Origin of the sequence: Oxynema aestuarii AP17, from assembly GCF_012295525.1 — a bacterium.
Lineage (GTDB): Bacteria > Cyanobacteriota > Cyanobacteriia > Cyanobacteriales > Laspinemataceae > Oxynema > Oxynema aestuarii.
The window spans coordinates 460,792-487,045 of record NZ_CP051167.1 but is presented as its reverse complement, the minus strand read 5'-3'; the positions used below and the strand labels follow the sequence as shown (position 1 = coordinate 487,045).

The 26,254-nt window shown below is 49.9% G+C and carries 17 protein-coding genes; 13 read left to right on the top strand and 4 right to left on the bottom strand.

Annotated features, from left to right (window positions below; all coding sequences use genetic code 11):
- Positions 1–4 precede the first annotated feature (4 nt).
- From mnmG to HCG48_RS02050, 3 genes are all read right to left on the bottom strand, one after another.
- Positions 5–1,933: a tRNA uridine-5-carboxymethylaminomethyl(34) synthesis enzyme MnmG gene (mnmG, locus tag HCG48_RS02060; RefSeq protein WP_281362073.1), complete on the bottom strand. Its 1,929-nt coding sequence runs from the start codon at positions 1,931–1,933 to the stop codon at positions 5–7.
- 88 nt (positions 1,934–2,021) lie between these two features.
- Positions 2,022–5,351, bottom strand: a complete 3,330-nt coding sequence (locus HCG48_RS02055; protein ID WP_168567676.1) for a response regulator — start codon at positions 5,349–5,351, stop codon at positions 2,022–2,024.
- Positions 5,352–5,611: 260 nt separating this feature from the next.
- Positions 5,612–10,087 carry a PAS domain S-box protein gene (locus HCG48_RS02050; RefSeq protein ID WP_168567675.1) on the bottom strand — a complete coding sequence of 1,492 codons (4,476 nt, stop codon included), beginning with the start codon at positions 10,085–10,087 and terminating at the stop codon, positions 5,612–5,614.
- Positions 10,088–11,270: 1,183 nt separating this feature from the next.
- On the opposite strand from HCG48_RS02050, the gene HCG48_RS02045 reads away from it, so the two are divergent.
- The 7 genes from HCG48_RS02045 (at position 11,271) to metK (ending at position 18,406) form a co-directional block, all read left to right on the top strand.
- Positions 11,271–11,606, top strand: a complete 336-nt coding sequence (locus HCG48_RS02045) for a hypothetical protein (RefSeq protein ID WP_168567674.1) — start codon at positions 11,271–11,273, stop codon at positions 11,604–11,606.
- Positions 11,607–11,882: 276 nt separating this feature from the next.
- Positions 11,883–13,409, top strand: a complete 1,527-nt coding sequence (gene psbB / locus HCG48_RS02040; protein WP_168567673.1) for a photosystem II chlorophyll-binding protein CP47 — start codon at positions 11,883–11,885, stop codon at positions 13,407–13,409.
- 141 nt (positions 13,410–13,550) lie between these two features.
- Complete coding sequence (locus tag HCG48_RS02035) at positions 13,551–13,646, top strand: photosystem II reaction center protein T (RefSeq protein WP_168567672.1); 96 nt, start codon at positions 13,551–13,553, stop codon at positions 13,644–13,646.
- Between the two features lie 279 nt (positions 13,647–13,925).
- The gene (gene nrdR, locus HCG48_RS02030; RefSeq protein WP_168567671.1) at positions 13,926–14,513 is read left to right on the top strand and encodes a transcriptional regulator NrdR; all 588 of its coding nucleotides are present in this window, start codon (positions 13,926–13,928) and stop codon (positions 14,511–14,513) included.
- 535 nt (positions 14,514–15,048) lie between these two features.
- Positions 15,049–16,047, top strand: a complete 999-nt coding sequence (locus tag HCG48_RS02025) for a 30S ribosomal protein S1 (RefSeq protein ID WP_168567670.1) — start codon at positions 15,049–15,051, stop codon at positions 16,045–16,047.
- A 212-nt stretch (positions 16,048–16,259) separates the two neighbouring features.
- Positions 16,260–16,997 (top strand): HAD family hydrolase, encoded by a 738-nt coding sequence (locus HCG48_RS02020; RefSeq protein WP_168567669.1) that lies wholly within the window; start codon positions 16,260–16,262, stop codon positions 16,995–16,997.
- A 155-nt stretch (positions 16,998–17,152) separates the two neighbouring features.
- Positions 17,153–18,406 (top strand): methionine adenosyltransferase, encoded by a 1,254-nt coding sequence (gene metK / locus HCG48_RS02015; protein ID WP_168567668.1) that lies wholly within the window; start codon positions 17,153–17,155, stop codon positions 18,404–18,406.
- 159 nt (positions 18,407–18,565) lie between these two features.
- On the opposite strand, the gene HCG48_RS02010 is transcribed toward metK, so the two are convergent.
- Positions 18,566–19,300 carry an SIMPL domain-containing protein gene (locus HCG48_RS02010; protein ID WP_168567667.1) on the bottom strand — a complete coding sequence of 245 codons (735 nt, stop codon included), beginning with the start codon at positions 19,298–19,300 and terminating at the stop codon, positions 18,566–18,568.
- Between the two features lie 160 nt (positions 19,301–19,460).
- Here HCG48_RS02010 and HCG48_RS02005 point away from each other — a divergent pair, with 160 nt between their 5' ends.
- From HCG48_RS02005 to HCG48_RS01980, 6 genes are all read left to right on the top strand, one after another.
- A complete protein-coding gene (locus tag HCG48_RS02005; protein WP_168567666.1) occupies positions 19,461–21,215 on the top strand; it encodes a sensor histidine kinase in 1,755 nt (584 codons plus the stop codon).
- Between the two features lie 266 nt (positions 21,216–21,481).
- Complete coding sequence (locus tag HCG48_RS02000; RefSeq protein WP_168567665.1) at positions 21,482–22,720, top strand: RNA-guided endonuclease InsQ/TnpB family protein; 1,239 nt, start codon at positions 21,482–21,484, stop codon at positions 22,718–22,720.
- Between the two features lie 75 nt (positions 22,721–22,795).
- Positions 22,796–23,374, top strand: a complete 579-nt coding sequence (locus tag HCG48_RS01995) for a rhomboid family intramembrane serine protease (protein WP_168567664.1) — start codon at positions 22,796–22,798, stop codon at positions 23,372–23,374.
- A 72-nt stretch (positions 23,375–23,446) separates the two neighbouring features.
- On the top strand, positions 23,447–24,055 hold the full coding sequence (locus HCG48_RS01990; RefSeq protein WP_168567663.1) for a hypothetical protein: 609 nt from the start codon (positions 23,447–23,449) through the stop codon (positions 24,053–24,055).
- A gap of 148 nt (positions 24,056–24,203) precedes the next feature.
- A complete protein-coding gene (locus HCG48_RS01985) occupies positions 24,204–25,049 on the top strand; it encodes a DUF6544 family protein (protein ID WP_168567662.1) in 846 nt (281 codons plus the stop codon).
- Between the two features lie 176 nt (positions 25,050–25,225).
- The gene (locus HCG48_RS01980) at positions 25,226–26,227 is read left to right on the top strand and encodes a calcium/sodium antiporter (protein ID WP_210437150.1); all 1,002 of its coding nucleotides are present in this window, start codon (positions 25,226–25,228) and stop codon (positions 26,225–26,227) included.
- The last annotated feature ends 27 nt before the right edge of the window (positions 26,228–26,254 follow it).

Sequence of the window (26,254 nt, the reverse complement as noted above, 5' to 3'; positions counted from 1 at the left end):
GCCCTTAACTCGAAGCCGAGGTCGCCAATTGCCGTCCTCGCACTTCCAAATAAATTAACAAAGCATTAATATCCGCCGGATTCACCCCACCCAAGCGGCTAGCTTGACCGACCGTAAGCGGTTTGACCTTCGCCAATTTTTCCCGCGCTTCCATCGAAAGAGTTTCGATTTGGCTGTAATCCAAATTCGCGGGTAACTTGCGGTTGGCTTGGCGAGAAATTTGCTCGATCTGGTGTTGTTGGCGTTCGATATAACCGGAATATTTAATATCGATTTCCGCCCCTTCTCGTTCCGGGACACTCAGAGACGGATTCCCCAGACCGTAGCGGTCGAGGTCGGCGGTATGGAACCCCGGACGGCGCAAGAGTTCGGCCAAGGTAATCGACCCTTTAATCCGTTGTTGGGTCTCCGAGGCGATCGCCACCCCCAATTCCTCGTGTTCCTTAATGCGCGTCTCCTGCAGCCGTTTTTTCTCCGCTTCGATTTGCCCCTGCTTGCGCGTAAACAACTGCCAACGGCGATCGTCGATCGTTCCCAGTTCGCGACCCAACGGCGTCAGGCGGCGGTCCGCATTATCCGATCGCAGCAACAAACGGTACTCCGAACGACTCGTCAACATCCGGTACGGTTCGCGTAAATCCTTCGTACACAAATCGTCCACCAACGTTCCGATGTAACTCTCCTCGCGCGGGAAAATCACCATTTCTTCCCCTCGGGCAAACCGCGCCGCATTGATCCCCGCCACGAGACCCTGGGCCGCCGCCTCTTCATAACCCGTAGTGCCGTTAATTTGCCCCGCACAAAACAGCCCTTCGATCGCCTTCGTCATCAACGTCGGATAGCACTGGGTCGCGGGTAAATAGTCGTACTCCACCGCATACGCCGGACGCAGCATCGTGCAGCGTTCCAACCCCGGCAAACTGTGCAGCATCGCCAGTTGCAGTTTTTCCGGCAGCCCCGTCGAAAACCCCTGGATGTACAGTTCGGGAATATCCCGTCCTTCCGGTTCGATAAAGATCTGATGACTTTCCTTATCTGCAAAGCGGACGATCTTATCCTCAATACTCGGACAGTAGCGCGGACCTTTGGCGTCCACCCAGCCGCCGTAAACCGGAGACAGGTGTAAATTTTCGCGAATCAGACGGTGAGTTTGTTCCGTAGTGCGCGTCAGGTAGCAATTCATCTGTTCCCGTTCGACCCAAACTTCCGGATCGAAACTGAACCAACGCACCTCCTCATCCCCCGGTTGCGCTTCCATTTGACTGAAATCGACCGATCGCCGATCCACCCGCGCCGGGGTTCCCGTCTTCAGCCGTCCGGTTTCAAACCCCAATCGATTCAAGGTTTCCGTCAATCCCACCGCCGGGAACTCTCCGGCCCGTCCCGCAGGCATCGACTTGTTCCCCACCCAAATCCGACCGCCGAGAAAGGTTCCCGTGGTTAAAATCACCGCTTTGCAACCGAAGGCGACCCCGAAATAGGTCTCGACGCCGACGATCTCTTGATTCGGCCCGAGGACTAAATCGGTGACCATCCCTTCGCGCAACAGTAAATTGTCTTGGTTTTCGACAATATTTTTCATCACCCGGGAGTATTCCCGCTTGTCGGTTTGAGCGCGCAAGGCCCACACTGCCGGACCGCGTGAGGAGTTGAGGATCCGCTTTTGTAGGTAGGTGCGATCGGCCATTTTGCCGATTTCGCCCCCGAGGGCGTCAATTTCGTGGGTAAGCTGGGATTTTGCCGGACCTCCCACTGCAGGATTGCACGGTTGCCACGCGATCTTGTCTAAATTCAAGGTCAGCAGCAAGGTCCGGCAACCGAGGCGCGCCGTCGCCAAGGCGGCTTCGCAACCGGAATGTCCGGCGCCAACGACGACAATATCGAAACAATCTTGAAAGTCTACAGATGAGGTAGATGAGGTCATGGTCAGCATCCAAGTGCCTGGGGACAGGTTTATCTATCTTAGCGGTTTGGTTTGGCTCGTTACCATGCCCTGGCGGTTGGGAAAGGATCGTCTGGACTCAAGGGCGATCGCCGATTTCGGGGAGATAAGAGGCAAATAAGTCGAGAATTTTATGAAACTCGAAATTTTCGGCGAGTCCGGTCAGGGCGATCGCCAGTTTTTCCCGTTCTGGAGGCAGATCGTGGAGCAATTCTATCACTTTGAGATCGTTACACTCGCAGCTTGCCTCGTAGAGTTTTTGCAGCCACGGTGAGGGCATTTGCACCAGCCATTCGCCCATTTGAGCCGCCGTCACCGCCGGGCGATCGCTGGCGTCTCGATTCGGCGACGCTTCCTCGCTTCCATAGTCATATTTAATCCCGAGATAAGTCTGGATTTTTTCGAGTAAATATTGTTTCTGAAACGGCTTGCCAACAAAATCATCGCACCCCGCCGCTAAAATCACTTGGCGCTGTTCTGTAAAGGTACTCGCCGTGAGCGCGAAAATCGTCGTTCTATCTCCTGTTTCCGGCGATCGCCTTTCCGGGTTTTCCCCGTTCGCTTCTTGCTCTCGAATCGCCCGCGTCGCCTCATATCCATCCATCACGGGCATCCCCATATCCATTAAAATTAAATGGGGCTGCCACTGATGCCAAACCGCCAACGCTTCTCGACCGTTGTCTGCTTCTTTGAGGGAAAATCCTAACGGCTTTAACATTTTGACCAATAACAAACGACTTTCGGCAATGTCGTCAACAATTAAAATACGGCATTCCGGTTGATTGGGGGATAATCCGAGAATTTCGGCTGACGGTTTTGCCTTGGTTACCGCCTTCGCATCCCCGAGAGTCACGGGAAGATCGAAGGCAAACAAACTCCCACAACCGGGGGTACTTTTAACTGTAATGTTGCCCCCCATTAACTGCACGTACTTTTGCGAAATCGGTAAACCCAATCCCGTTCCTTGATGGGATTTTTTGCCCGTTTCCGTTTGTGTGAATGCTTCAAATAACAAGTGCAGTTCTTCCGGAGCGATCCCCAATCCCGTATCTTCAATTTCAAAGTACAATCGGCACGATGGAGAAGAGCGATCGGTATTGTCGGTTGAGCGATCGGCTCGCAGGCGCAAACTCACATGACCGACTTCGGTAAATTTAATCGCATTTCCCAAAAGATTGAGCAGAACTTGACGCAATTTCCCTTCGTCGGATTTGATGTATTTCGGCAAGTCATCGCCATATTCAAAAATGAGTTTTAATCCTTTAGACGCTGCTTTGAGTTGCAGCATTTTTTCCAGATTGTCGGTTAACTGTAGCAGGTCGAAGTTTTCCTCATTTAACGAGAGCCTTCCCGCTTCTATTTTGGAGAGTTCTAAAATATCATTAATTAGATCGAGTAAATGTTCCCCAGAACGATTGATAATCGACAGGCTTTTCTGATTTTCTTCCGAAAGAGACGGATCGCTACTCATGACTTGAGCGAATCCCAGAATCGCATTGAGGGGCGTCCGCAGTTCGTGACTCATCGAGGCGAGAAACTCGCTTTTAATCTGATTGGCTTTGTCTGCGGCAAAAACTGCTTTTTGTAGGGCTTCAGATTGCTGTTGAGTTCGTTCGAGTAATTCGGCTTGTTGCAAGGCAATCCCTAATTGATTGCCGATTTGCATGACGATAAAAATTTCCGATTCCGTCCATTCTCTCGGGGCTGCGTTTTGATAAATGGCGAGCAATCCCCAGAGTTGGTTATGACTAAAAATAGGAACGGTAATATAGGCTTTTGCTTGCAGGCGATCGAGTAATTCTAAATAGCAATCGTCGAAGTTTCGAGCTTCGACATCGGAAACGGCGATATAATGAAGATCTTGGCGATAAAATGCGCCTTGGGTTTCTTTTAAATAAGTGTCTTCAAAAAAAAGATCGCTAGTTACTAGCTCTCGAACGGGACAATTTTTACCCGTAACGATGCGATCGCACAAGGGAGAATGATGTAAGATCGTCATCCATTTTTTATCGACGGATTCGGCGACAAATTGCCCGCTCCAATCTTGATTGAATTGATAGACTAAAACCCGATCGCACTCGAGCAGTTCGCGCAATTCTGAAGTCGTGGCGGCAAAAATTGTACGAATATCGAGGCTTTGCCGCATTTTTTGAATCACCGTGGAGAGTGCTTTTTCTCGTTCGGCACTTTCTTTTAAAGCTTGTTCGACGGCTTTTTTTTGCGTAATATCGGAGATCGTCCCGATGATTCTATAAGGGTGGCTGTCGCGATCGCGCAAACAGCGTCCTTTCGCTTGCACCCAAATCCAATATCCCTGTTTATGTTGGAGTCGGTGAGTGTGTTCGTAGATTTCTGTTTTTCCTTCAAAATGATCGTTAATTGCGGCTAAAGCCATGTTTAAATCTTCCGGGTGAATGCGATCGCTCCAGGTCGTCAAATGTTGGGGAAGTTCGCCTTCTTGATAACCCAAAATCTTCATCCAAACTGGGGAATAGTAAACGCGATCGCTCTCTAAATCCCAATCCCAAATACCGTCATTGGTTCCGGAAACAGCTAACTCGAAACGTTCTTCGCTTTCTCGCAGTGCTTCTTCGACGATTTTGCGATCGCTGATATCCCGTGCGACCCACGCCACCGTTCGCTCGGAACACGGTACAATTCTGGCAGAAAACCAAGCGGTTTGGTCTCCAATCTGTAACCCATATTCGTAGTTGAGCACGGATTGGGTATCTAAGGCTTCGTGAATGTAATGCAGCACGTCGGATTGCAGATCGCCAAAAAATGCTTCGACGGTTTGCGTCAGAATATCAATTCCTGGCGGGTAAAGTCTTTCGGGACGAGTTGGCGCCAGTTTGAGTGTCTTTCCGTCGCGATCTAGAATCAGTACGACATCGGTAATCGCTTCAAAAAACGCTAGGATTTCTTGTTGAGACGATTGCAGTTTATCTTCTAGGAGTTTGCGCTCGTATATTTCTTTTTGTAAGGCTTCATTTTGAGTAAAAAGCTGTTTTTGTAGTTGAAATATTTTGAGATGATTTTGAATTCTTGCTAAAATTTCTTTGGCTTGAAAGGGTTTTGTGATATAATCTACACCACCAATAGAAAAGGCTTTGACTTTATCAAAAGCTTCCGATAAAGCACTCAAAAAAATCACGGGAATATCGCGGGTTTTCTCGTTCGCTTTGAGTTGATGGCAGATCTCGTAACCGTCGAGATCCGGCATCATAATATCTAATAAAATTAAGTCGGGAGGTTCGGCGGCGATCGCCGATAATCCGAGGCGTCCGTTGGCGATCGGTCGCACTTCATATCCGTGACGAGCGAGCAAGTTGGTCAGCAATCTCAAGTTATTCGGATCGTCATCAATAATTACAATATTAGCCGTTACTTTTTCTGCCAACGTATTCATTTTTGTACCCTGTTACAATGGTGGGGTTGAAATGAGTATCGACCGACCCGCTTCTTAATTTCTAAACCCTAAAAATTAATCGAGAAACGAGATAATAATTGAGAAGTCTTCTCAATTGAACCGCGATCGCTTTGAGACCACTTCCAGCACCGATCGGGGAAGACGACGGGTCTAACCCCTCAATTGAGCGAGTTAACTCTCGTGGCGATCGCACGGCGCGATCGCATCTTAAAACATTTGCGGACGAGAAGATATAGCCATCAATGTAGATTGGAATTTTCTCTGAAGTTTTGAATAGCTGTCAATATTTTCTGATATTGAAAGCGATCCGCTAAAGATCTGAGTTGCTCGGACAAGGTTGTATTCTCTAGTGCAATTCGATCGAGAATACTATAAATTTCACTAATTTTTCCCCGGAGGCTGGCCGCTTCCAAAGCCAGAATTTGTTCGACAGATACAGTAGCAAACTGCGTTGAATCGACTTCCTTGTCTGGAGAGGAAAGACGGAGATTTGAAGTGGCTGGCAATTTACTAATATACCGCAATCCTAAATGTTTTGACAAACTTTCAAGAATTTGGAATGTCTGAAAGGGTTTGTCAATTGCTTCGTCGCATCCAGAATTGAGGATCAAATTTTTTTGTTGTTGAAAACTACTTGCACTAACGGAAATCACAATCGTTTTAGACTGAGAAAAGAGCTCGCTTTCGCCAACGAGATCGCCTCCTGGCGCCTGTCGATTGTCTTCAGGAGTCAACCGATCTTCTCGTTTTCTGATTTCCCGAGTCACCTCCATCCCGTCCATTCCGGGAATTTGCATATCCATAAAGACGACATCGGGTCGCCAGCGTTCCCATTCTTCTAAGGCTTCAAAACCGTCACTGGCTTCGCGAATTTGAAAGCCAAAAGGTAAAAGAATTTGTAGCAACAGTTCTCGATTATCCGCGCAATCGTCAACTACTAAAATTCGATAGCGAGAGGGGTTCCCTTCCAGAGCAATCGGTTTTTCAGTCAGCGATCGCTCGCCGCCGTCCCCAGGAATTGAAGCGACTTTTAACGGAACTCGTAATAAAAATTGACTGCCTTCTCCGAGTTGACTGCGAACCGAAATAGTTCCCCCCATCAAGGTGACGAATTTGCGGACGATCGCCAGACCTAAACCCGTTCCTTCTTGCGATTGTTTACCCGTTCGTGTTTGTAAGAACGGCTCGAATATACTTTCTAATTGTTCTTCTGGAATGCCAATACCGCTATCTCTTACTTCAAATTCAACCCGCACGCGATCGCCTGCAACAGTCCCTGACAATTGACGCGGGGCTTCCTCCGAAGTGCTAGGCGATTTGTCGTTGTCTTGTAAAGACGCCTTCAAAAGAATAAACCCGTAATCGGTAAATTTAATTGCATTTCCCAATAAATTAATTAAAATCTGCCTCAAACGGACTTCATCGGCTTCTAAACATGTCGGAATGTTAGGATCGATATCAACTTGTAAGAGTAGTTTTTTCTCGATTGCCTTCAAATCAAACAGTTCTCTTAGATCTTCAATAAAAATATTAAAATTAAAGCTATTTTCATTTAAAATAATACGACCTGCCTCAATTTTTGCCATATCCAGAACGTCATTAATCAGCATCAATAAATGCGATCCACTTCGATTAATAATCTCGATTGACTTGCGATCGCTCGGTGTCAAATGAGAGCTATAACTCATTAATTGAGCAAAACCGAGAATCGCATTGAGTGGCGTTCTCAATTCGTGACTCATCGAGGCAAGAAATGTGCTTTTAGCTTGGTTGGCCGCTTCTGCCGCTTCTTTCGCTCTGGCTAGTTCGACTTCAGCTTGTTTGCGATCGCTAATATCTTGGACGATGCCATGCCAGCAAATCTCTCCATTTTGACGAGCTTCCGGTTGGGAGTTCGCTTGTAACCATTTAATTTTTCCCGAAGGGGTGATAATTCTCCATTCATGCCTGAATCTTTCTAAAGTTTCTGCACTGCGATTCACAGCTTTCTGATAAGCCTCTAAATCTTCGGGATAGATCGATCTCAAGAGCGTTTCTTCTGTATTTTCTAAAAAGTCCTCAACTTTTATCTCATAAATTTCTTCAACCGCTCGATTAATATATTCAAATTTCAAAGAACTATCTCTATATTTCAGCAGAGAATAAATAATCCCGGGAATCGCCGTGGCTAAATTTCGCAACCGTGCTTCATTGGTTCGCAACGCTTGTTCCGCACGTTGGCGATCGCTAATATCTTCAACAATATAAGAAAATCGCGATCGTCCGTTGACATTGACCGCGATCGTGCAAACTGTTGCTGACAAGTATCGATCTCCATCTGGTGTCTGATGAACGTACTCAAAACGTACCGGAGATTGAGTCCGTTCTGCTTCGCGATACCGTTCGATCCACAACTGTCGTACAGATTCCGGCACTGCTATTTCACTGGCCCAACGATTTTTAACCGCTTCTGGTGTGGTTCCAAAAAAACGCGCATAGCTCAAATTATCTGAGATATGAAGAATGTCATTGTCCTGGACTTCGACAATTCCCATCATCATTGAGGCACTGTTAAAAAAGCTCCGCAACGTCGATTCGCTCTGGCTTAATGCTTCTTCTACTCGTTTGCGATCGCTGATTTCTAAAAGAACTATCCCGACTCCACAATGAGTAGACTTCTTACTTAAAATAGGAAATAAAGATGCCATAAAGTCGCGTTTGTAATGATTAAGTAGAGGATATTCAATCGCAAATTCTCGATTTAAGATTCCGCGATCGCTCCTCAAGACTCGACGACATAGAGATTGCAATTTAGCGGCTAGTTTTGGAGATATCTCTTCTAAAGATTTTCCGATCGAATTGGGAATATCAACTGCATCAATTGCGGCGAAAGGTTCGTTAATTTTGATCGCATTGAGTTCGTCATCTAAAATGCACATTCCCACCGTTGCAGAGGCAAAAAAGGCATTCAGTCGTGCTTCGGTAGACTGTAATGCTTCCGTTCGTTCCCGAACTTGCACTTCTAACATATGGTTGTAATTTAATAAGACTCGTTCCGCTTCGAGGCGATCGCTAATATCGACAAAAGCATTAATCGTATAAATAACCTTTCCGCGATCGTCAAAGACTGGAGTTGCACGAATTTCTAGGGGAATAACTTTACCGTCACGGCGATGAATTTCCAGATCGTCTGCTAAGACTGTTTCCCCTTTCAAGGCTCGCAGAAAAGGTAATTGTTTCCAAGGATATAGGCGATCGGTTCCCGCTACGTAAATTTGATAAAATTTAGGTATCCATCTAATTTTATATTGGGTTAAATTGGCCAAACCTAAAATCTTTTTGGCAAACCCATTCATCACTACTACTTTTCCTTTCCGATCCAATACAGAAATGCCAACAGGAACCGCATCTAATAAGGTTGAAAATTTTTCTTCACTCTTTTTAAGCGCTTCAAATGAACGATCGAGCGATCGCGACATTCGCTGAAAGGAATCGGCTAATTCCCCAATTTCATGAATCGGATTCTCCGGAATAGAGGGATGAAAGTCTCCCAAACTAAATTGTTTGGCAATTTCATTTAAGCGAATAATCGGTTGAGTAATCCAGCGAGCAGTAAGAATTCCGATTCCGGTGGAAATCATCAAAATTACGATCGACAAAAAAACCGTCGTTCGCGTATTTTCGTGGATCTTTCCCATCACATCATGTTCCGGAATGTTCACCACAATCAGCCAGTCCAATCCCAATGGATCTCGATAAGGAATGACTCGAACAAACAAAAGACGATTTTCAATGAAAACTGTAAGATTTTGTGGTTCTTTTAATGTTTCTAAGCGGTCTAAATTTTGAGAAATTTGTCGATAAATCTCGCGAATTCGAGGGTTGTTACTCCGGTCGGCAGGGAGAAGCTCAAAAGGACGATCGGGGGATTTTACGGCAAGCGATTCAGAGGTAGAAGTAGCGACTAAATGACCGGAACGATTTAGAATAAATGCTTCTCCAGAAGTGGAAAAATTCAGTTTTCTGAGAAAATCACTCAAACTACTGAGACTGATATGAGAGGCGAAAACTGCTTGAAATTCATTTGTTTTACTGTAAATTGGGGCAACGGCAAAGATCCCTAAAATTCCTGATACTTGGTAAATAACAACCGGTGTCCAAGCTTGTTTTTTACTGCCGATCGCTTGACGGTACCAACCCAATTTAGAAAAGTTGATATCGGTGCTATACACAACTTCTTGAGGTCGGCCTGATTCGTCCAAAGAATAGTAATTGCGCTGACTTAAGTTTTCTCGCCTTACTTCTCCTAAATAGAGAGTGCCGATCGTCGGTTCTTTCCCCGTTAATCTTTTGCCTACTTCGACTTCTTTTTGACTGGAAACCCTGATGTATTCGATCAGTTCTCCCTTATTGTTTGCAAAATAAATTGAGGTGAGATCGGGCCGACTGTCGATCTGATTCCATAGATATTTTTGGAGGGAATCGATATCGTTAAGATCCAGGATTCCGTTACGAGTGGCTAAATCGTTAAACCTGACGATATCTTGGGGGACTTGTAAGTAGCTTTCGAGACGATCGCCGATGCGATCGCCGACTTCCTCCATCACTTGATGGGTCAACTCTTTAATGGATTGCTTCTGGTTCCGATTGGAAAGATATTTAATAGCACCGACAGTTACCAATACTTGCAAGGTGAATACACCGATCAAAACAGTGCGTAAGGAGATTTTTGGCATTTTATACGTTACGATCTTTCCGTAAAAATACTTGGATATTTTACCCCGAAGGTTGATTGGCAATCTAAATGATATTCTCTATCCTTCCAGATTTTGTTTTTTCATGTTTAGAAATATAGCGCTTAAATTTTTCAAGGGTACAGAAAGGAAGCGCTAGGTTGACACTTGAACGAAAATGCTCCTTCAATCGCTTCATTCCGAGCCTTAAAGCGACCTATTCAATTGATGGATATTTTTCGTGCGGTTTTCAAGCCTCCACACCGTTCGAGATCTCCCGATGTTGCGATCGATAGCGCATCAATTGAAATTGTTCTGCCGAGAGTCAATGGAGCAGATCGAAACTTTTAAACGGGTCAGAATTCTGAATCGCACGGAAGCATTGAGTGCGATCGATCCCTCAGTTTCAAGATAAGCCAACAGGAATAGAGATGGATAGAGAAAAGAACAGAACTCAAAAAATCATCGGTGAATTAGCTCAATTCATTGCCTGAGTCGATCCTAAGAACGATCGCCCGGTGTCAGCGATCTCCCAGGGTTGGCAATCGTTCGAGGAATTTCAAGGGGTCGGCCTTAATTCTAATTTTCGCTTCTCGGGATCCAAAGTGGCAAGGGTGGGCGGGCGATCGCGTCAGAAAATATGGATGGCACTCCCTCGAAAATTGGCGCAATTTCGCGATATGGTAAACAGCAAGTTCTTTGTCTACTGCCTAGAAATATTTGTCAGCACCCCACCCTAAATTAACCGGGATTCGTGCCTCTCCTTTCGTAGGGGCGTTTCGCGAAACGCCCCTACCCATGTCGCGAAACGCCCCTACCCATTTGGCGAAACGCCCCTACCCATGTCGCGAAACGCCCCTACCCAGGCTAAGTCCTTCGAGGGCTACGTTATCGGTAAGCGTTAAAGTTCCTACCTGGGGATACGTCGCCAGTCTCCTGCTCTAGAACCAAACCGTTAAACCGTCGTACGAGGGGTAAGACCGTGCAGTTTGGAAAGTACCGACCGATAACATTGGCGAGGCGCTATGACGCCGGGCACTTTAGGTGACTCCGGCTAACAGGAGCGAGGGAAAAGAGCACCTCTTTTCCCTCGCTCCCACGAGGGGACGGCGGTTAAAACCGCCCGTATCGTTTTTCCTCCCTGCGCTAAAGTGACAGGGCTTCCAAACAAGAGCAAAGATTTTCCGTGAAATACTTCTTTCTAACTGAAGGCTGGACCGTGGGTCGAGTGTGGGGAGTCGAAGGATTGTGGAACGAGTTGGCGTGGCGACGGGCGCCGCAGATCGAGCGCATGAACCTGTGTTTGCTGGAGAGCAGTGAAAAACTGTGGCTCTACCGCGTCGAAGATCCGGTGATTATGGTCGAAGTCAAACCTCTACCGGACGCCAATCTTCCGCCCTCAACCATCGGTCAAGTCTTCATCCGACGGTTGATGAGCGGCGACCAGGTACTCGCCAGACTGTGCGATTCGCAAACGATCTGTCAGATGGCGGATGGAATGCGATCGCCCAAATTCTCCTAGAGCGCGATCGTGTCAGTATCCAACCCCGGCAGCACGATCTCGCGCCTTAACGGGCGATCGTCATTTTGCCCCAAGCCATCGAGATGCTTGCAATCGGCTCAGTCAATAGTTACACTTCTTTAAATACTCTCATTTTTGAGAATACTCTTGTCGAACTGCCTCACTGCTTAGTTCTCAGCCAATTGGCCCCCTCTGGGCAGCAAGGCAAAGACTCTAATAAAAGGCACCAAGATAGCGTCCAAGTAGATTTTTCTAATCGAGGAGGAAGTGTAGTCAATGGGACTACCCTGGTACCGCGTACACACAGTCGTCCTGAATGACCCAGGCCGCCTGATTGCCGTACACCTGATGCATACGGCTCTCGTGGCTGGTTGGGCTGGGTCGATGGCACTTTACGAACTCGCCATTTTCGATCCGAGCGATCCCGTATTGAACCCCATGTGGCGACAAGGCATGTTCGTCATGCCGTTCATGGCTCGTCTCGGCGTCACCGACTCTTGGAGAGGCTGGAGCATCACCGGAGAGACCGCCGTCGATCCGGGATTCTGGTCCTTTGAAGGCGTCGCCACTGCTCATATCGTCCTGTCGGGTCTTCTCTTCCTAGCCGCCTGCTGGCACTGGGTTTATTGGGACCTCGAACTGTTCACCGACGCCCGCACGGGTCAACCGGCTTTAGACTTGCCGAAAATGTTCGGCATCCACTTGTTCTTAGCGGGTTTGCTCTGCTTCGGCTTCGGTGCCTTCCACCTGACCGGGCTATTCGGACCGGGCATGTGGATTTCCGACCCCTACGGCTTGACCGGACACGTGGAGCCCGTCGCCCCGGAATGGGGACCCGATGGCTTTAACCCCTTCAACCCGGGGGGTATCGTGGCCCACCACATCGCCGCCGGGATTGTCGGGATTATTGCCGGAATCTTCCACTTAACCGTCCGTCCGCCCGAGCGCCTCTATAAAGCTCTGCGGATGGGGAACATCGAAACCGTTCTCTCCAGCAGTATTGCTGCGGTGTTCTTTGCGGCTTTCGTCGTCGCAGGCACCATGTGGTACGGTTCCGCCACCACCCCCATCGAACTGTTCGGCCCGACCCGCTATCAATGGGATGGCGGCTATTTCAAACAAGAAATTCAACGTCGCGTACAAGCCGATCTCGATGCCGGGAAAGACTTGTCCGAGGCGTGGTCGGCTATTCCCGACAAACTGGCGTTTTACGATTACATCGGCAACAGCCCCGCTAAAGGCGGTCTGTTCCGCGTCGGTCCGATGGACCAAGGCGACGGCATCGCCCAAGCTTGGCTGGGCCATCCGGTGTTCACCGACAAAGACGGTCGCGAACTCACCGCCCGTCGGATGCCGAACTTCTTTGAGACCTTCCCGGTGTTGTTGACCGATGCCGATGGTGTCGTCCGCGCCGACATTCCCTTCCGTCGCGCCGAATCGAAATATAGCTTCGAGCAAACGGGGGTAACGGTCTCCTTCTACGGTGGCGAACTCGACGGCAAAACCTTTACGGATCCCGTCGATGTCAAAACCTACGCCCGGAAAGCGGTTCTCGGCGAACCCTTCGCCTTCGATCGCGAAACCTTAGATTCCGACGGGGTGTTCCGTAGCAGTCCGCGCGGCTGGTTTACCTTCGGTCACGCCTGCTTTGCCCTGTTGTTCTTCTTCGGTCACTTGTGGCACGGTTCGCGCACTATCTTCCGCGACGTGTTTGCCGGGATCGATCCCGACCTGGAAGAGCAAATCGAGTTTGGCGTCTTCCAAAAACTGGGTGATATCACCACCCGGAAACAAGAAGTCTAACGTCATTGAACTCAATCGACTCAATCTGAGGATCGAGGTCTAACAACTGAGAGAGTCCATTAAGACACGAACAGTTTGTTAGACCTTTTTTTCTGTTGCTTGGTAGACTGAGATCAATTGTAAAAATTTGGAACGGATAACATGGAAAGCGTTGCTTACATCTTAATTCTGACTTTAACGATCGGATTGCTCTTCTTCGCGATCGCCTTCCGCGAGCCGCCTCGGATTGGCAAGTAAGCACAAAAGCCAACCTATTTTTTTAGTTCGCTGAGCCACTCTACTCTAGACCTTTCTGTCTTCGGGATCGAAGCCATAGAGTCTAGATGAATTGGCTCAGGTTTTTCCATTGTTATCGATTCTGGTGAGGACAAATCTGTCAACCCCTCTCTGTAGACGGCGATCGAAGGCAATTGGGGCGTACGGATGCCATTCGGTACTCGTCCTCCGGTAGAGTTTCCTCCTGAATGTCTCTAGCCTCCCTGCTAAAACTTTCTTCTTCCTGAGAGGAATTCAATCATGCGATGTCCATTTTGCCAGCATACCGAAAGTCGAGTTTTAGAATCGCGATCGGCAGAAGCAGGTCAAAGCGTTCGCCGACGGCGCGAATGTATCCACTGCAAGCGCCGTTTTACCACCTACGAGCGGATCGAATTCGTCCCCGTCGCCGTGATCAAACGCGACGGTCGGCGCGAGTCTTTCGACCGCTCGAAATTGCTACGCGGGATCGTGCGAGCTTGCGAAAAAACCGGGATAGAGGCGGCTCAATTGGAGTCTTTAGTCGATGAAATTGAAGCCTACCTGCAACAACAAGTCATCCGCGAAGTCACCAGCAACGAAATCGGCGAATTAGTCTTGTCCCACCTCCAAGAACTCAGCGAAGTCGCTTACATCCGCTTCGCTTCAGTGTATCGAAAATTTCGCGGCATTCGCGATTTTGTCGAAACTCTCAATCACTTGGAACGACAAGCCGCTCAAACTCGCGAGTCCGAGGCGACCCGTGCGGGAGATTCCCGGGAGGTCGAACACCGCAGTCTCGAAGCGGAAGATCGGGGGGCATCTTTGAGACCGTCCCCAGAATCGATCTCGTTGATGAGCCAAACCTAACGCCGAAATCGACGGCTCCCTCGTCGGCGCTCCTCGGCGGTTAAAACCTACTTTGAACCCGAGTCTCGGCATCCTTGGCTACGGTCGAGGACGATCGCCTCTCCCCCGATTTAAAAAAAACTGCTTTTAACCCAACCATTCTCAAGAAAATCAGATAGAATAGATCCTTGCGTCTAGAACTTCACTTTCGGGTAGTCTCGCGGAAGGAAGTTGCTTTAAGCGGGCAGACCAGAACCAGGAAGCAACAGCATGGGTCTATTCGCGGCTCGAAGTTAGCTACCTACAGGTTTGTCCGAGGGTCAGGCGATCGCAACTGGCCATCTGCCAAAGGCAAGAAATGAAACCCATTTCCTGCAAAGGCGCAAAACCTGAAAAGGTTGTTAATTTCTGCTTGTTACACGAGTTGTACGAGTTGTAGCCGTTGTGGTGTTGTCCGCGTAAAGGTCAGGCTATACTAACTTTTACCAAAATCTACGACATCCATCAGTAGAACGCCAAAAATAACTACGGAGATCGATCCCAGGAAACAATACGCATGGTCAATCAGAAAACAATTGCTAGAGATGTTGGCTTCACTCACGAAGATTTCGCTGCCCTACTCGACAAATACGACTATCACTTCAGTCCTGGCGATGTCGTGGCCGGGACGGTATTCAGTATAGAACCGAGGGGCGCTCTGATTGACATCGGTGCCAAGACAGCCGCCTACATTCCGATTCAGGAGATGTCAATCAATCGGGTTGACGCTCCCGAAGAGGTTTTGCAGTCGAACGAAACGCGGGAATTCTTCATCCTTACCGATGAGAATGAAGATGGACAGCTCACCTTGAGCATCCGCCGGATTGAATACATGCGGGCGTGGGAGCGCGTCCGTCAGTTGCAGGCGGAAGATGCGACGGTGCGATCGCAAGTCTTTGCGACCAATCGCGGTGGGGCGCTCGTTCGCATTGAAGGGTTGCGCGGTTTTATTCCCGGTTCTCATATCAGCACTCGCAAGCCAAAAGAAGAACTCGTCGGCGAAGAACTGCCTCTGAAGTTCTTGGAAGTGGACGAAGACCGCAACCGTCTGGTTCTCAGCCACCGTCGCGCTCTGGTCGAGCGCAAGATGAACCGCTTGGAAGTCGGCGAAGTGGTCATCGGTACGGTACGCGGGATCAAACCTTACGGGGCGTTTATCGATATCGGTGGCGTCAGTGGTTTGCTCCACATTTCCGAAATTTCCCACGATCATATCGATACGCCGCATAGCGTGTTCAATGTCAATGACGAACTCAAAGTCATGATTATCGACTTGGATGCGGAACGCGGTCGCATTTCCCTGTCTACCAAGCAGCTCGAACCCGAACCGGGCGATATGGTCAAGAACCCGCAGTTGGTTTACGATAAAGCCGAAGAAATGGCGGCGAAATTCCGCGAGCAAATGATGCAACAGCAGCAGCAAGCGGAACAAGTCACTTCGGAAGCGACGGAAGAAGTTGATGTTCCTTCGGCGAGCGACGACGACAGCGAAAGCGGTTCTACCGTCGAGGAATAAAAGTATTCTAATAAGAGCGTACAAGGGCGAGGCGATCGCATTCGATCGCCGCAAGCCGCTTGTACCCGGAGGGTAACCCCCTCTTTTTTTATGGGTATTTTTGTCTTTACGTGTGTAGTTACATTTATATCCAAATATGTACTTATAAGATAGGAACATTTTGTAGGTACATTAGTTATGATAAATATCCGAGGCATAGGGAGGCCAAACCCTTGATTGACATTGAATGCAGGGGCGTTACCTTCAAAAACGTCGAAGCGATTTTATTTGATAAAGACGGCACCTTAGAAGATTCCGAAGACTTTTTGCGGACGATCGCGATCGCGCGATCGCGCCGCGTAGACGCTCAAATTCCCGGGACCGGAGATCCCCTGTTAATGGCCTTCGGTCTGGTCGATAATCAGGTCGATCCCACCGGGTTGCTCGCCGTCGGTAGCCGCCACGAAAACGAAATTGCCGCCGCCGCCTATGTTGCCGAAACGGGTCGAGGTTGGTTAGAATCGCTGGCGATCGCCCGACAAGCATTTGCAGACGCTGACGAGTTGCTTAAAAACGACAACAAGCATTCCCCCTTGTTTGTCGGGTCGCTCGAAACCCTTCAGATGCTCTCTAACAAGGGCCTCAAACTCGGCATTCTCTCCGCCGATACGACGGAAAGAGTACGAAGTTTTGTAAATCACTATCGACTCGAACCCTACATCCAGGTGCAGATGGGGGTCGATTCCGGACCGAGTAAACCCGATCCGGCCTTATTTCTCCAAGCCTGCGAAGCATTGGGCGTTCCCGCCAATGCAACCTTAATGGTGGGGGACTCTCCAGCCGATATTGAAATGGCCAAACGGGCAGGTGCAGCCGGGTGTATCGGTATAAGCTGGCGCCCGAGTTCTCCGGGACGATTGGCCGGGGCAGATGTGGCGATCGCGCAGTTGGATGACATCCACCTACTATAGACCGCTTAGCCCATTTGGAAATTAACTCCCTTCAAAAAAAGGGCTTTTGACCATTTGCCTAGAGGTCTACTCCTGTCCTGAAACTTGCCCTGACGCCCGAACACCTATATGTTGAAGATCGCTCTATCACCCTAGTTTTCCTGGGAGGAAAATCGTTGTCTCGTCGATATCTTTTTACTTCTGAATCCGTTACCGAAGGACATCCGGATAAAATCTGCGACCAGATTTCCGATACCATTCTCGACGCCTTGCTCTCGCAAGATTCTAAAAGTCGCGTCGCGGCTGAAGTCGTCGTCAACACGGGTTTAGTTCTGATTACCGGAGAGATCACCTCTCAAGCACAAGTTAACTACGTTAACTTAGCCCGGGAAAAAATTGCCGAAATCGGTTATGTTAACGCAGAAAACGGCTTTTCTGCCGATAGCTGCTCCGTCTTAGTCGCCTTAGACGAACAGTCTGCCGATATTGCTCAAGGGGTAGACCAAGCCCAAGAAAGCCGGGAACTCTCCGAAGACGAACTCGATGCGATCGGCGCCGGAGACCAAGGCTTGATGTTCGGTTTCGCCTGTAACGAAACTCCCGAACTGATGCCCTTGACCAGTTCCTTAGCCAACCGCATTTCCTTGCGCTTGAGCGAAGTGCGCAAAAACGGCGAACTGTCTTACTTACGTCCCGACGGCAAAACTCAGGTCACCGTCCTCTACGAAGATGGCAAACCGATCGCGATCGATACCATCCTAATTTCGACCCAACACACCGCCGCAATTGGCGAGCTGCGCGATAACGCTGCGGTCCAAGAAAAAATCAAACAGGATCTGTGGACTCACGTCGTCCAGCCTAGTTTTGCCGATATCGACGTCAAACCCGACGCCAACACCCGCTTTTTAGTCAATCCCACGGGTAAATTCGTCATCGGCGGACCTCAAGGGGATTCCGGCTTGACGGGTCGCAAAATCATCGTCGATACTTACGGTGGTTACGCCCGTCATGGTGGCGGTGCCTTCTCCGGCAAAGATCCCACGAAAGTCGATCGCAGTGCCGCTTATGCCGCCCGCTACGTGGCCAAAAACATTGTCGCCGCCGGATTGGCCGACAAATGCGAAGTGCAATTGAGTTACGCGATCGGAGTCGCCCGTCCGGTCAGCATCACGATCGAAACCTTCGGTACCAGCAAGGTTGACGAAGACAAACTGCTCGAAGTCGTCAAAGCCAACTTTGAACTGCGTCCGGCGGGAATCATTCAAACGTTTAACTTACAAAACTTGCCTTCCGAACGAGGCGGTCGCTTCTTCCAAAATGTAGCGGCTTACGGTCACTTCGGACGCCCGGATTTAGATTTACCCTGGGAAAGAACGGATAAAGCCGATCTGCTCAAAGAGGCATTGAGTGCGGTTACTGTGGCCCAGTAAGACGACTGATGCTGTCCCACATCGGTGGGGCGATCGCGGTGGTCGCTTGAGATCGTTAAATCGCGCGGGTTTTGAAGTTTCAAGCCCGCGCGATTTTTAGATTTTAGATTTTGAGATTGTAATTGTTGATTGACCCGCTACCTCCTGGATCTAGCCTCATCAATAACTAATCTCTAATGAAACATTGGCCTGCACCTGTTGTTCGCCGCCGACGACCGGGGTACTCGACTGGGCCACGGCGGCGCTTTCGCGCAGGATTAATGGTTGGGGAGTGGGCATACTGGCATTAATTTGGATGTTAACAATTTCGCGACGGGTGAGGTTGAGGGTACTTAAAACTGTATCGGCTTGGGCTTGGGCGTCTTCGGTGGCTTGGCGTAAGGCTTGCTGGCGGGCGGCGGCGATCGCCTCGTCCGTGGCGACAAAGCTAATGCCGTCAATGCGCGTAGCTCCTGCTCGTACCGCTTCATCGAGGAGATTGCCCGCGCGTTCGGTGGCGATGCGGAAACTGACGATATTACTCGCCGAATATCCGCTAATGATTTGTCGGTTGTTGGTATAGTTGTAAATCGGGTTGAGACGAATGCCCGTGGTTTCTAACTTCTCTACATTGCGCGATCGCAGTAACTCCACCACCGCCGACGATCGCCGCGCCACTTCCTGCTGTACTTCTTCTGCGGTTTTGCCCTGGACTTCTACCCCCAAACTGACTTGGGTCAAACTCGTCGGAATCGAAACGATGCCCTGTCCGCTTACGTTGAGGATTCTCAAGCGTTGCTCTTGGGCGATCGCCGGGTCGAGGGCGCCCATCTGAACGATTCCCAATGCTAAGGTTAGAGCAGTAACCTGACTCCAAACATTGAGGCGAGGACGCCATGCTCCAGTCACTTTCATCGAGATAGATCTCCTCACAAATTCTTCATGGACTGTTTTATTTCAACAGTCTGTCACGGCCAAGGTGGAACCGAGCCGTCAGTTACGGTTTTGGTAACCGAAAGGCCGAAGTATGGAAGGGTGGCACCCCCGAACGTTCCACACGAGTAAATCAGAGATCGTGACCCATCCCGATTTCCCGCAATCCGATGCTCATTCTTCCGGCAACGATCGCCCGCCTCGACGGCGGCGGTTGTTGCCGGGGTGGATGGGATCTTTGCCCTTTGGTTTGCCATTTGCCCGCCAAGATCGTACCCGTTCTTGGCGCATTCACGAAAAAATCGGTTATGGCTATTCGATCGCCATTGCGATTGGTTTTGTCGGTTCGATCGCCGGAATGCTCGTAGCCGATTACTATCAAGGCAAAGGGGTCGAGCAGTTTGTCGATGCTCAAGAACAATTTCACCTACTCAGTCATTTTAAAGACCTCGCCGTTACCATCCAATTACAGGGGTCGAGATTTCCCGGGGCGATCGACGATTCCCAACAATTACGGGTCCGTCGCGAAACCTTTTTAAAGCAGAGCGATCGCCTCGGGGAGTTAAAAACAGACATTGAAGACTATTTAAACAGCAACCCGGCGTGGTTGGCCGATCGCCCGAGTGCGATCCTCGCCTTACTCTCCGAATATGAAAGCCATTTAAACACCTACGTCGGACAAATCGAAACCAGCTTAAAAGCGGTCGATCCGTTGTCAACGACCTCGACTTCCGTCGAGACGGCGCGATCGCAGTTAATCCGAATCGCCAGTGGGGAACAAGCCGAACAGCTCGATCGCCTCGGCGCCGAGTTGAGCGACCTGTTAGAAATCGCCCGAATTCAGCAACAACAAGGGGCGATCGTCATGGAAGACGCCCAAGGGGTGGAAAAATTCATGATAGTTTTCGGTGCGTTGCTCTCGGTAGCGATCGCCGGAATCATTGCCTGGCGGACGACACGGGCGATCGCCGAACCGATCGTCGGCGTCACCGACATGGCCGAACGAGTCGCCCGCGAGGCGGATTTTAGCCTGCGATCGCCCGTCAACAGCGAATTACAAGAAATCGATTCCCTCGCCACCTCCCTCAATCATCTGATCGCCAAAGTCGCCCAACGCACGGAAGAACTGGAAACCGCTAAAGATACGGCAGAAAAAGCCAATCACGCCAAAAGTACGTTTCTGGCGAATATGAGCCACGAATTGCGAACCCCTTTAAATGCGATCGTCGGCTACAGTGAAATGCTCGAAGAAGACGCTCAAGACTTTGGCTACAGCGATTTAATCCCGGACTTGCAAAAAATTCGGACTGCAGGCAGGCATTTATTAACCTTAATTAATGACATTCTCGATTTATCCAAAATCGAAGCGGGACGCATGGATCTCTATCTCGAAAACTTCGAGTTAGAGCGGCTGCTCGAAAGTGTCGTAACCACCGTGGAACCGTTAATCGAAAAAAACGGAAATTCTCTCCAATTCGACGGCAATTGTCCGGTGAAAACTATGTATGCCGACGCGACAAAAGTGCGGCAAATTTTATTTAATTTACTCAGTAATGCGGCGAAATTTACCCACAATGGTGAAATTAGCTTGACGGTGACACGATCGCCCCGCGACAACGGTAGCGATGGCCTGTATTTTCAAGTGAAAGATACGGGCATCGGCATGTCAGAAGAACAGCAAAAAAAACTGTTTCAACCCTTTACTCAAGGGGATGCCTCGACGACGCGCAAATACGGCGGGACGGGCTTGGGATTGGCCATCAGCCATCATTTTTGCGAGATGATGGGCGGCGAAATTACCCTGAGCAGCCAGCGCGATCGCGGCTCCATTTTTACGGTTTGTCTTCCCATAGATTGTTCCCAAGAGATCGCCGCTACCCTCAAGGTTTCCCTTTAATGTTGTGTGTTGCGAACTCGATCGAGAGAAGAAACACCTAAACGCTTTCACCTCGGGGGCGATCGCCGCGTTCGCCTCTGTCCAATTCCTGTCAGGAAACTCTAAAATCGAAAGTAGACTTTAGCTTAATCGGCGGGAAGCCCCGCACTCTACGCGAAGCGTGAGTATCGGGATGAAAGCCGAGGCGATGGAGTGGAACGGAGTCGCCATACTCTTTCGCGATTTTCTAGGGAACATTGCTGTTTCTCCTAAGTTATAATAACTACATGCTTGTATTGACCTACTCATACCGGATTTACCCAGATCTCGAACAAGAACTCCAGATGCTGAATTGGCTGGAGACTTGCCGCCAGGTCTACAACTATGCGGTCGGAGAGCGCAAGGACTGGATCGACAGTCGGAAGTGCTCGGTCAATGCTTGCACTCTCCAGAAGGAGTACATCATCCCAGCTAACGCCCCATATCCCGATTACTACCACCAGAAAAAGGCATTAACTGAAGCCAAGAAAACGAACCCCGAACTCAAGGCAGTTCATTCTCAGGTGCTTCAGGATGTCATGGGGAGGGTTGATGCTGCTTTCGTCGCCTTCCACCAAAAGCGAACTGGGTTTCCTCGGTTCAAGAAATTTGGTCGGATGCGGTCATTTCTGTTTCCGCAGATGAAGGGCGAGGCGATTGATGGCAACAGCATTAAGCTGCCAAAGATCGGCCAGGTGCCTATCAACTTGCATCGCCCCATCCCAGAGGGCTTCGATCTGAAAGCCGTTCGGGTCGTGCGGAAGCATTCAGGCTGGTACGTCATGCTGATTCTAAAAGCCAACGTTGATATACCCGACATCCCGCCAGAAGGTCATGCCCTGGGGCTGGATGTGGGTCTGGAGTATTTTCTATCCACCTCTGATGGCGAGCAGGTTTCTCGTCCTCGTTTCTTCAATAAGCTGCACCGCAAGCTGAAATCGCTGCAACGTAGGCTAAAAGGGAAGCAGAAGGGGTCGAAAAACTGGCTCAAGTTAATCGAGCGGATCGGTAGAGTTCACGAAAATATTGCGAATTACCGTCTGGACTGGCAGTTTAAGCTGGCTCATCATCTCTGCGATCGAGCCGGGATAATATTTGTTGAAGACTTGGACTTCAGGACACTCGCTAAGGGCTTCCTCGGCAAACAGATGATTGATGCTGGCTTGGGTCAGTTCGTCAACATTGTGCTGCCGTGGGTGTGCTGGAAGCGTGGTGTCTACTACAGCAAGGTCAATCCTAGAGGCACCAGCCAGGAATGCCCTGAGTGTGGGGCTCAAGTCCGCAAGGAATTAAAAGACCGTATTCACCATTGCAGTGAATGCGGTTCCATCAAGCCCAGAGATGTTGCCAGCGCTCAAGTTATTCGCAATCGTGGCCTCTCAGTCGTGGGTCTCACGGCTGATGAAATCGCCTGTGGACGGGTTCGGTCGGAGGCATTGCCTAGACAAGACCGAACGAAGCAGGTAGTCGCTGGAGCGATCCGGTGAAGCCCGCGCTGTACCGTTGGCGAAGCCTGCGCGAAGCGCATAGGTCAGCGTCGGGAGAACGTCACAGGCCAACTCATGAGTAGCGACGAGAGCAAAGCACTCGCCCGGGAATTGAAAACCCAGATCCGCTTACTCGGTGGCGCGATCGCCATCATGTGGATTCTGGAGTTCGTCGATACCATTTTTCTCGGACAAGCCCTCAATCAATACGGCATTCATCCACGAGAAATAAGCGGATTGTGGGGGATTTTGTGGATGCCGTTTTTGCATGGAGGCTTTCCCCATTTAATAGCCAATACCGTTCCTTTTTTAACCCTCGGTTGGTTCGTGATGCTGCAAGACACGGGTGACTTTCTGTTCGTCACCGTCGTCACCACCCTCCTCGGCGGCTTAGGCGTGTGGCTGATTGGCGCCTCGAACTCGGTTCATATTGGGGCGAGTGGTTTGGTGTTCGGTTATTTGGGTTTTTTAATTTCGCGCGGCTTTTTTCAACGCAATTTTATGTCGATCGCCCTGTCATTATTCGTCGGCTTTTTCTATGGGGGCTTAATATGGGGGGTTTTGCCGACCCATCCGTTTATTTCTTGGGAAGGCCATTTCTGCGGGTTGGTCAGTGGCGCGATCGCCGCTAAATTCTTGGCTAACAAGAGATAAGCGATCGCTCGTTTCTAGCCCGGATTTTTCAATCTGGATTCTCAAATTTTCACCTTTAAAATCTTGCGAGTCATGCAAAAAGTTTTCTTATTTTTATCCATCGATGGCGTCCTCAACGTCACCGACTCCGGGACGCCCCAACTCCTGAGTACCCACATGCCTGCAGGATTGTTGGAAGAATCTTACGAGGGCGCCTATGGCTTTCCCGTATCTCTCGCCCGCAGTTTCCTGCAAGCAGTCGATCGCGCCGAGTGGATCGAACCGATCTGGTTTTCCGCCCAGTGGTTGGAAAACGCCACGGTGTGGAACGAATGGTCCGCTACCCGCCATTGGCGGATCGGCTACCCGCTTTCCATGCGCCAAATGCGCGGGTTGGTCTCGATCTACCCCAAACTCAACCTGGAAAAGTTCGACGGCAAGACCCTCGCCGCGATCTGGCACGCCCACGACGCCTCGCGGGTCGTCTGGATTCAAGAAAGCTTCGACCCTTGCGCGATCGCCTGGGCCGCCAAAGACAGCCGCATTCACTTGATCGACACCCGCCACCCGTCCGATCCGAGTTACAACGGCATTCAACCGTGGAATATCGATGGCATTCTCAGTGCTTTATCCCTGGAATTAGAAGCACCTCCCTCTCCAGAACCCCCGATCGCCTCTTCCTCGGGGTCTCCACCGGGATAAACTGCGCTTTCGGTCCGTCCGGCGATACGCCTAACTCCTAGCCCCTTCGGGGCGGCTACGCCTACGGAGTCGCGAAGCTAACGGCGCGGATCGCGACAGCACACCCGGAGGATTTCCAGAGTATTCAGAGGTTTTGAGGAGCAATATTATGCAAAGTATAGCGATCGCGACCGCGATCTCGGCGGGCTTATTTCTGGCTTTACCCCTGGTACTTTTTTGGGGCTTTCAAATCGTCCCCAGTCCATTTCCACCGCCGACGCAAGTCAGCCGCGATCGCGGTTCCCTCGGCGTTCCCGACGACTTACCCGAACCGATCCGGCGATATTTAGCATCCTGCACTAGCGCGGATCTGCCCCAGGTGGAATCGGCGATGATTTGGGGACGGGCCAAATTTAAACTCGGCTTTGCTTATAGCATGTTACGGTTTAAAAGTTTTTACCGTCAGGGAGAATTTTGCCGGGAAATGGAGTTAACCTGGTTTGGATTGCCCCTGATGAGGGCCGTGGACTCTTACATCGGCGGCGAAGGAAAGCTACAAGTACGCGGCTTGATGAATCTGTTCCAAACTGGAGAAGAGATCGCCGAAGGGCAGGTGTTGGCGCTATGGGCCGAAGAAGTCGCCATGTTGCCGCCGATGGCGATCGCCCATCCCGGCGTCCGTTGGGAGGCGATCGACGAGACACATTGTTCCGCTTATTTACCCTTTGGCGATCGCGAAGTGCGCTTGCAACTCGCATTCGACCCGAAAACCGCCGCCATCGCCCGGATCGAAGCTTTACGCTACCGTCAACCGGGCGAAGATCGTATTCCTTGGGAGATTACCTTATCGGAACTTCGTTCTTTCGGTCCCTTGCGCGTTCCCGCCCGGGCGATCGTGCGCTGGCAAGATGACGATCGCCCCTACTGGATCGGCACTTTGGAAGGGATCGCCTACAACATCGACGTTTCGCCACAGATTCCACCGGGCGATCGCCGGGTCGATCTCCCTTCGTGAAGGCGATCGGTGGCGATCGTCGGGGCGTTTTTATCGCTTTTGGAAACGATCGATGGAAACGATCGATTTGCACTTTTTCTCCCGTTTGTAGCCCATCGTCGAACCCGTTTCCCCTTCTGTCCCTGTGGCGGCCATGTGGGATAATTCAACCGTACAAATCCCCTCGGGCGATCGCGATGTTTTCCTTTTCCTTAATGCTTTGGGCTGCCATTTTTGTTCTCAGTCTATTTATCCTCGTTCAAGCCTCGGATTATTTTACCGATGCTGCGGAGAGACTGGGAATTTTTCTCGGATTTCACCCGTTTATTATTGGCGTTACGATCGTGGCGATCGGGACGTCCCTGCCCGAATTAGCCTCATCGATCGCCGCCGTTTTGCAACAGTCCTCGGAAGTCGTTCTCGGTAACGTCGTCGGTTCTAATATTACCAATATTTTTCTGATTGTGGGAGTCGCTTCGGCGATGTCCCGTAAATTTAAAATTACTTACCATTCCCTCAAAGTAGACTTGCAGATTTTTCTATCGTCAGCATTTTTACTCTGTCTCGCCGTCGGAGATCGCGACTTTTCCGCCGGGGATGCCTGGTTATCTTTGGGCGGCTTTATTATTTATCTTCTTTATGCAGTTTTGTCGCATCCGAATACTTTGGAAACCTCCGGTGAATCTTCCGAACGAGATGCCGAAGAAGATCCCGCAGAAGACACCGCCAATTGTTTAAAAAAACCCGATCGCTTTCCCGTCAAAAGTTTAGCGATCGCGATCGTTAGCTTAATTTTTATTTGGGGAAGTGCGGAATATACGATCGAATCGGTGACTAAAATTTCGGAATTTCTTCAAATCGGAAAAGAAGTGATTGCCATCAGTGCAGTCGCCTTTGGAACCTCTTTACCCGAACTGATCGTGACCATTGTTGCCACCCGTAAAGGCAATCCAGAAATGGCCGTCGGCAATGTTTTGGGGTCTAATATTTTTAACTGCTTTGCCGTGATGGGCGTGGCGGGGGCGATCGATAATTTAGAAATTGCCCCGGTGATTATCGCCGAAGGATTGCCCGCCATGCTAGCGGGAACGATCTTGTTTTTCCTCACCACACAAAACAAACAATTTAGCCGTTGGGAAGGCTTATTATTTTTTGTTTTTTACGGTTGGTTTATCGGCGAACTCTTTGACTTCTTGTAAACGGCGATCGCTCTTCGGTTTTCCTCC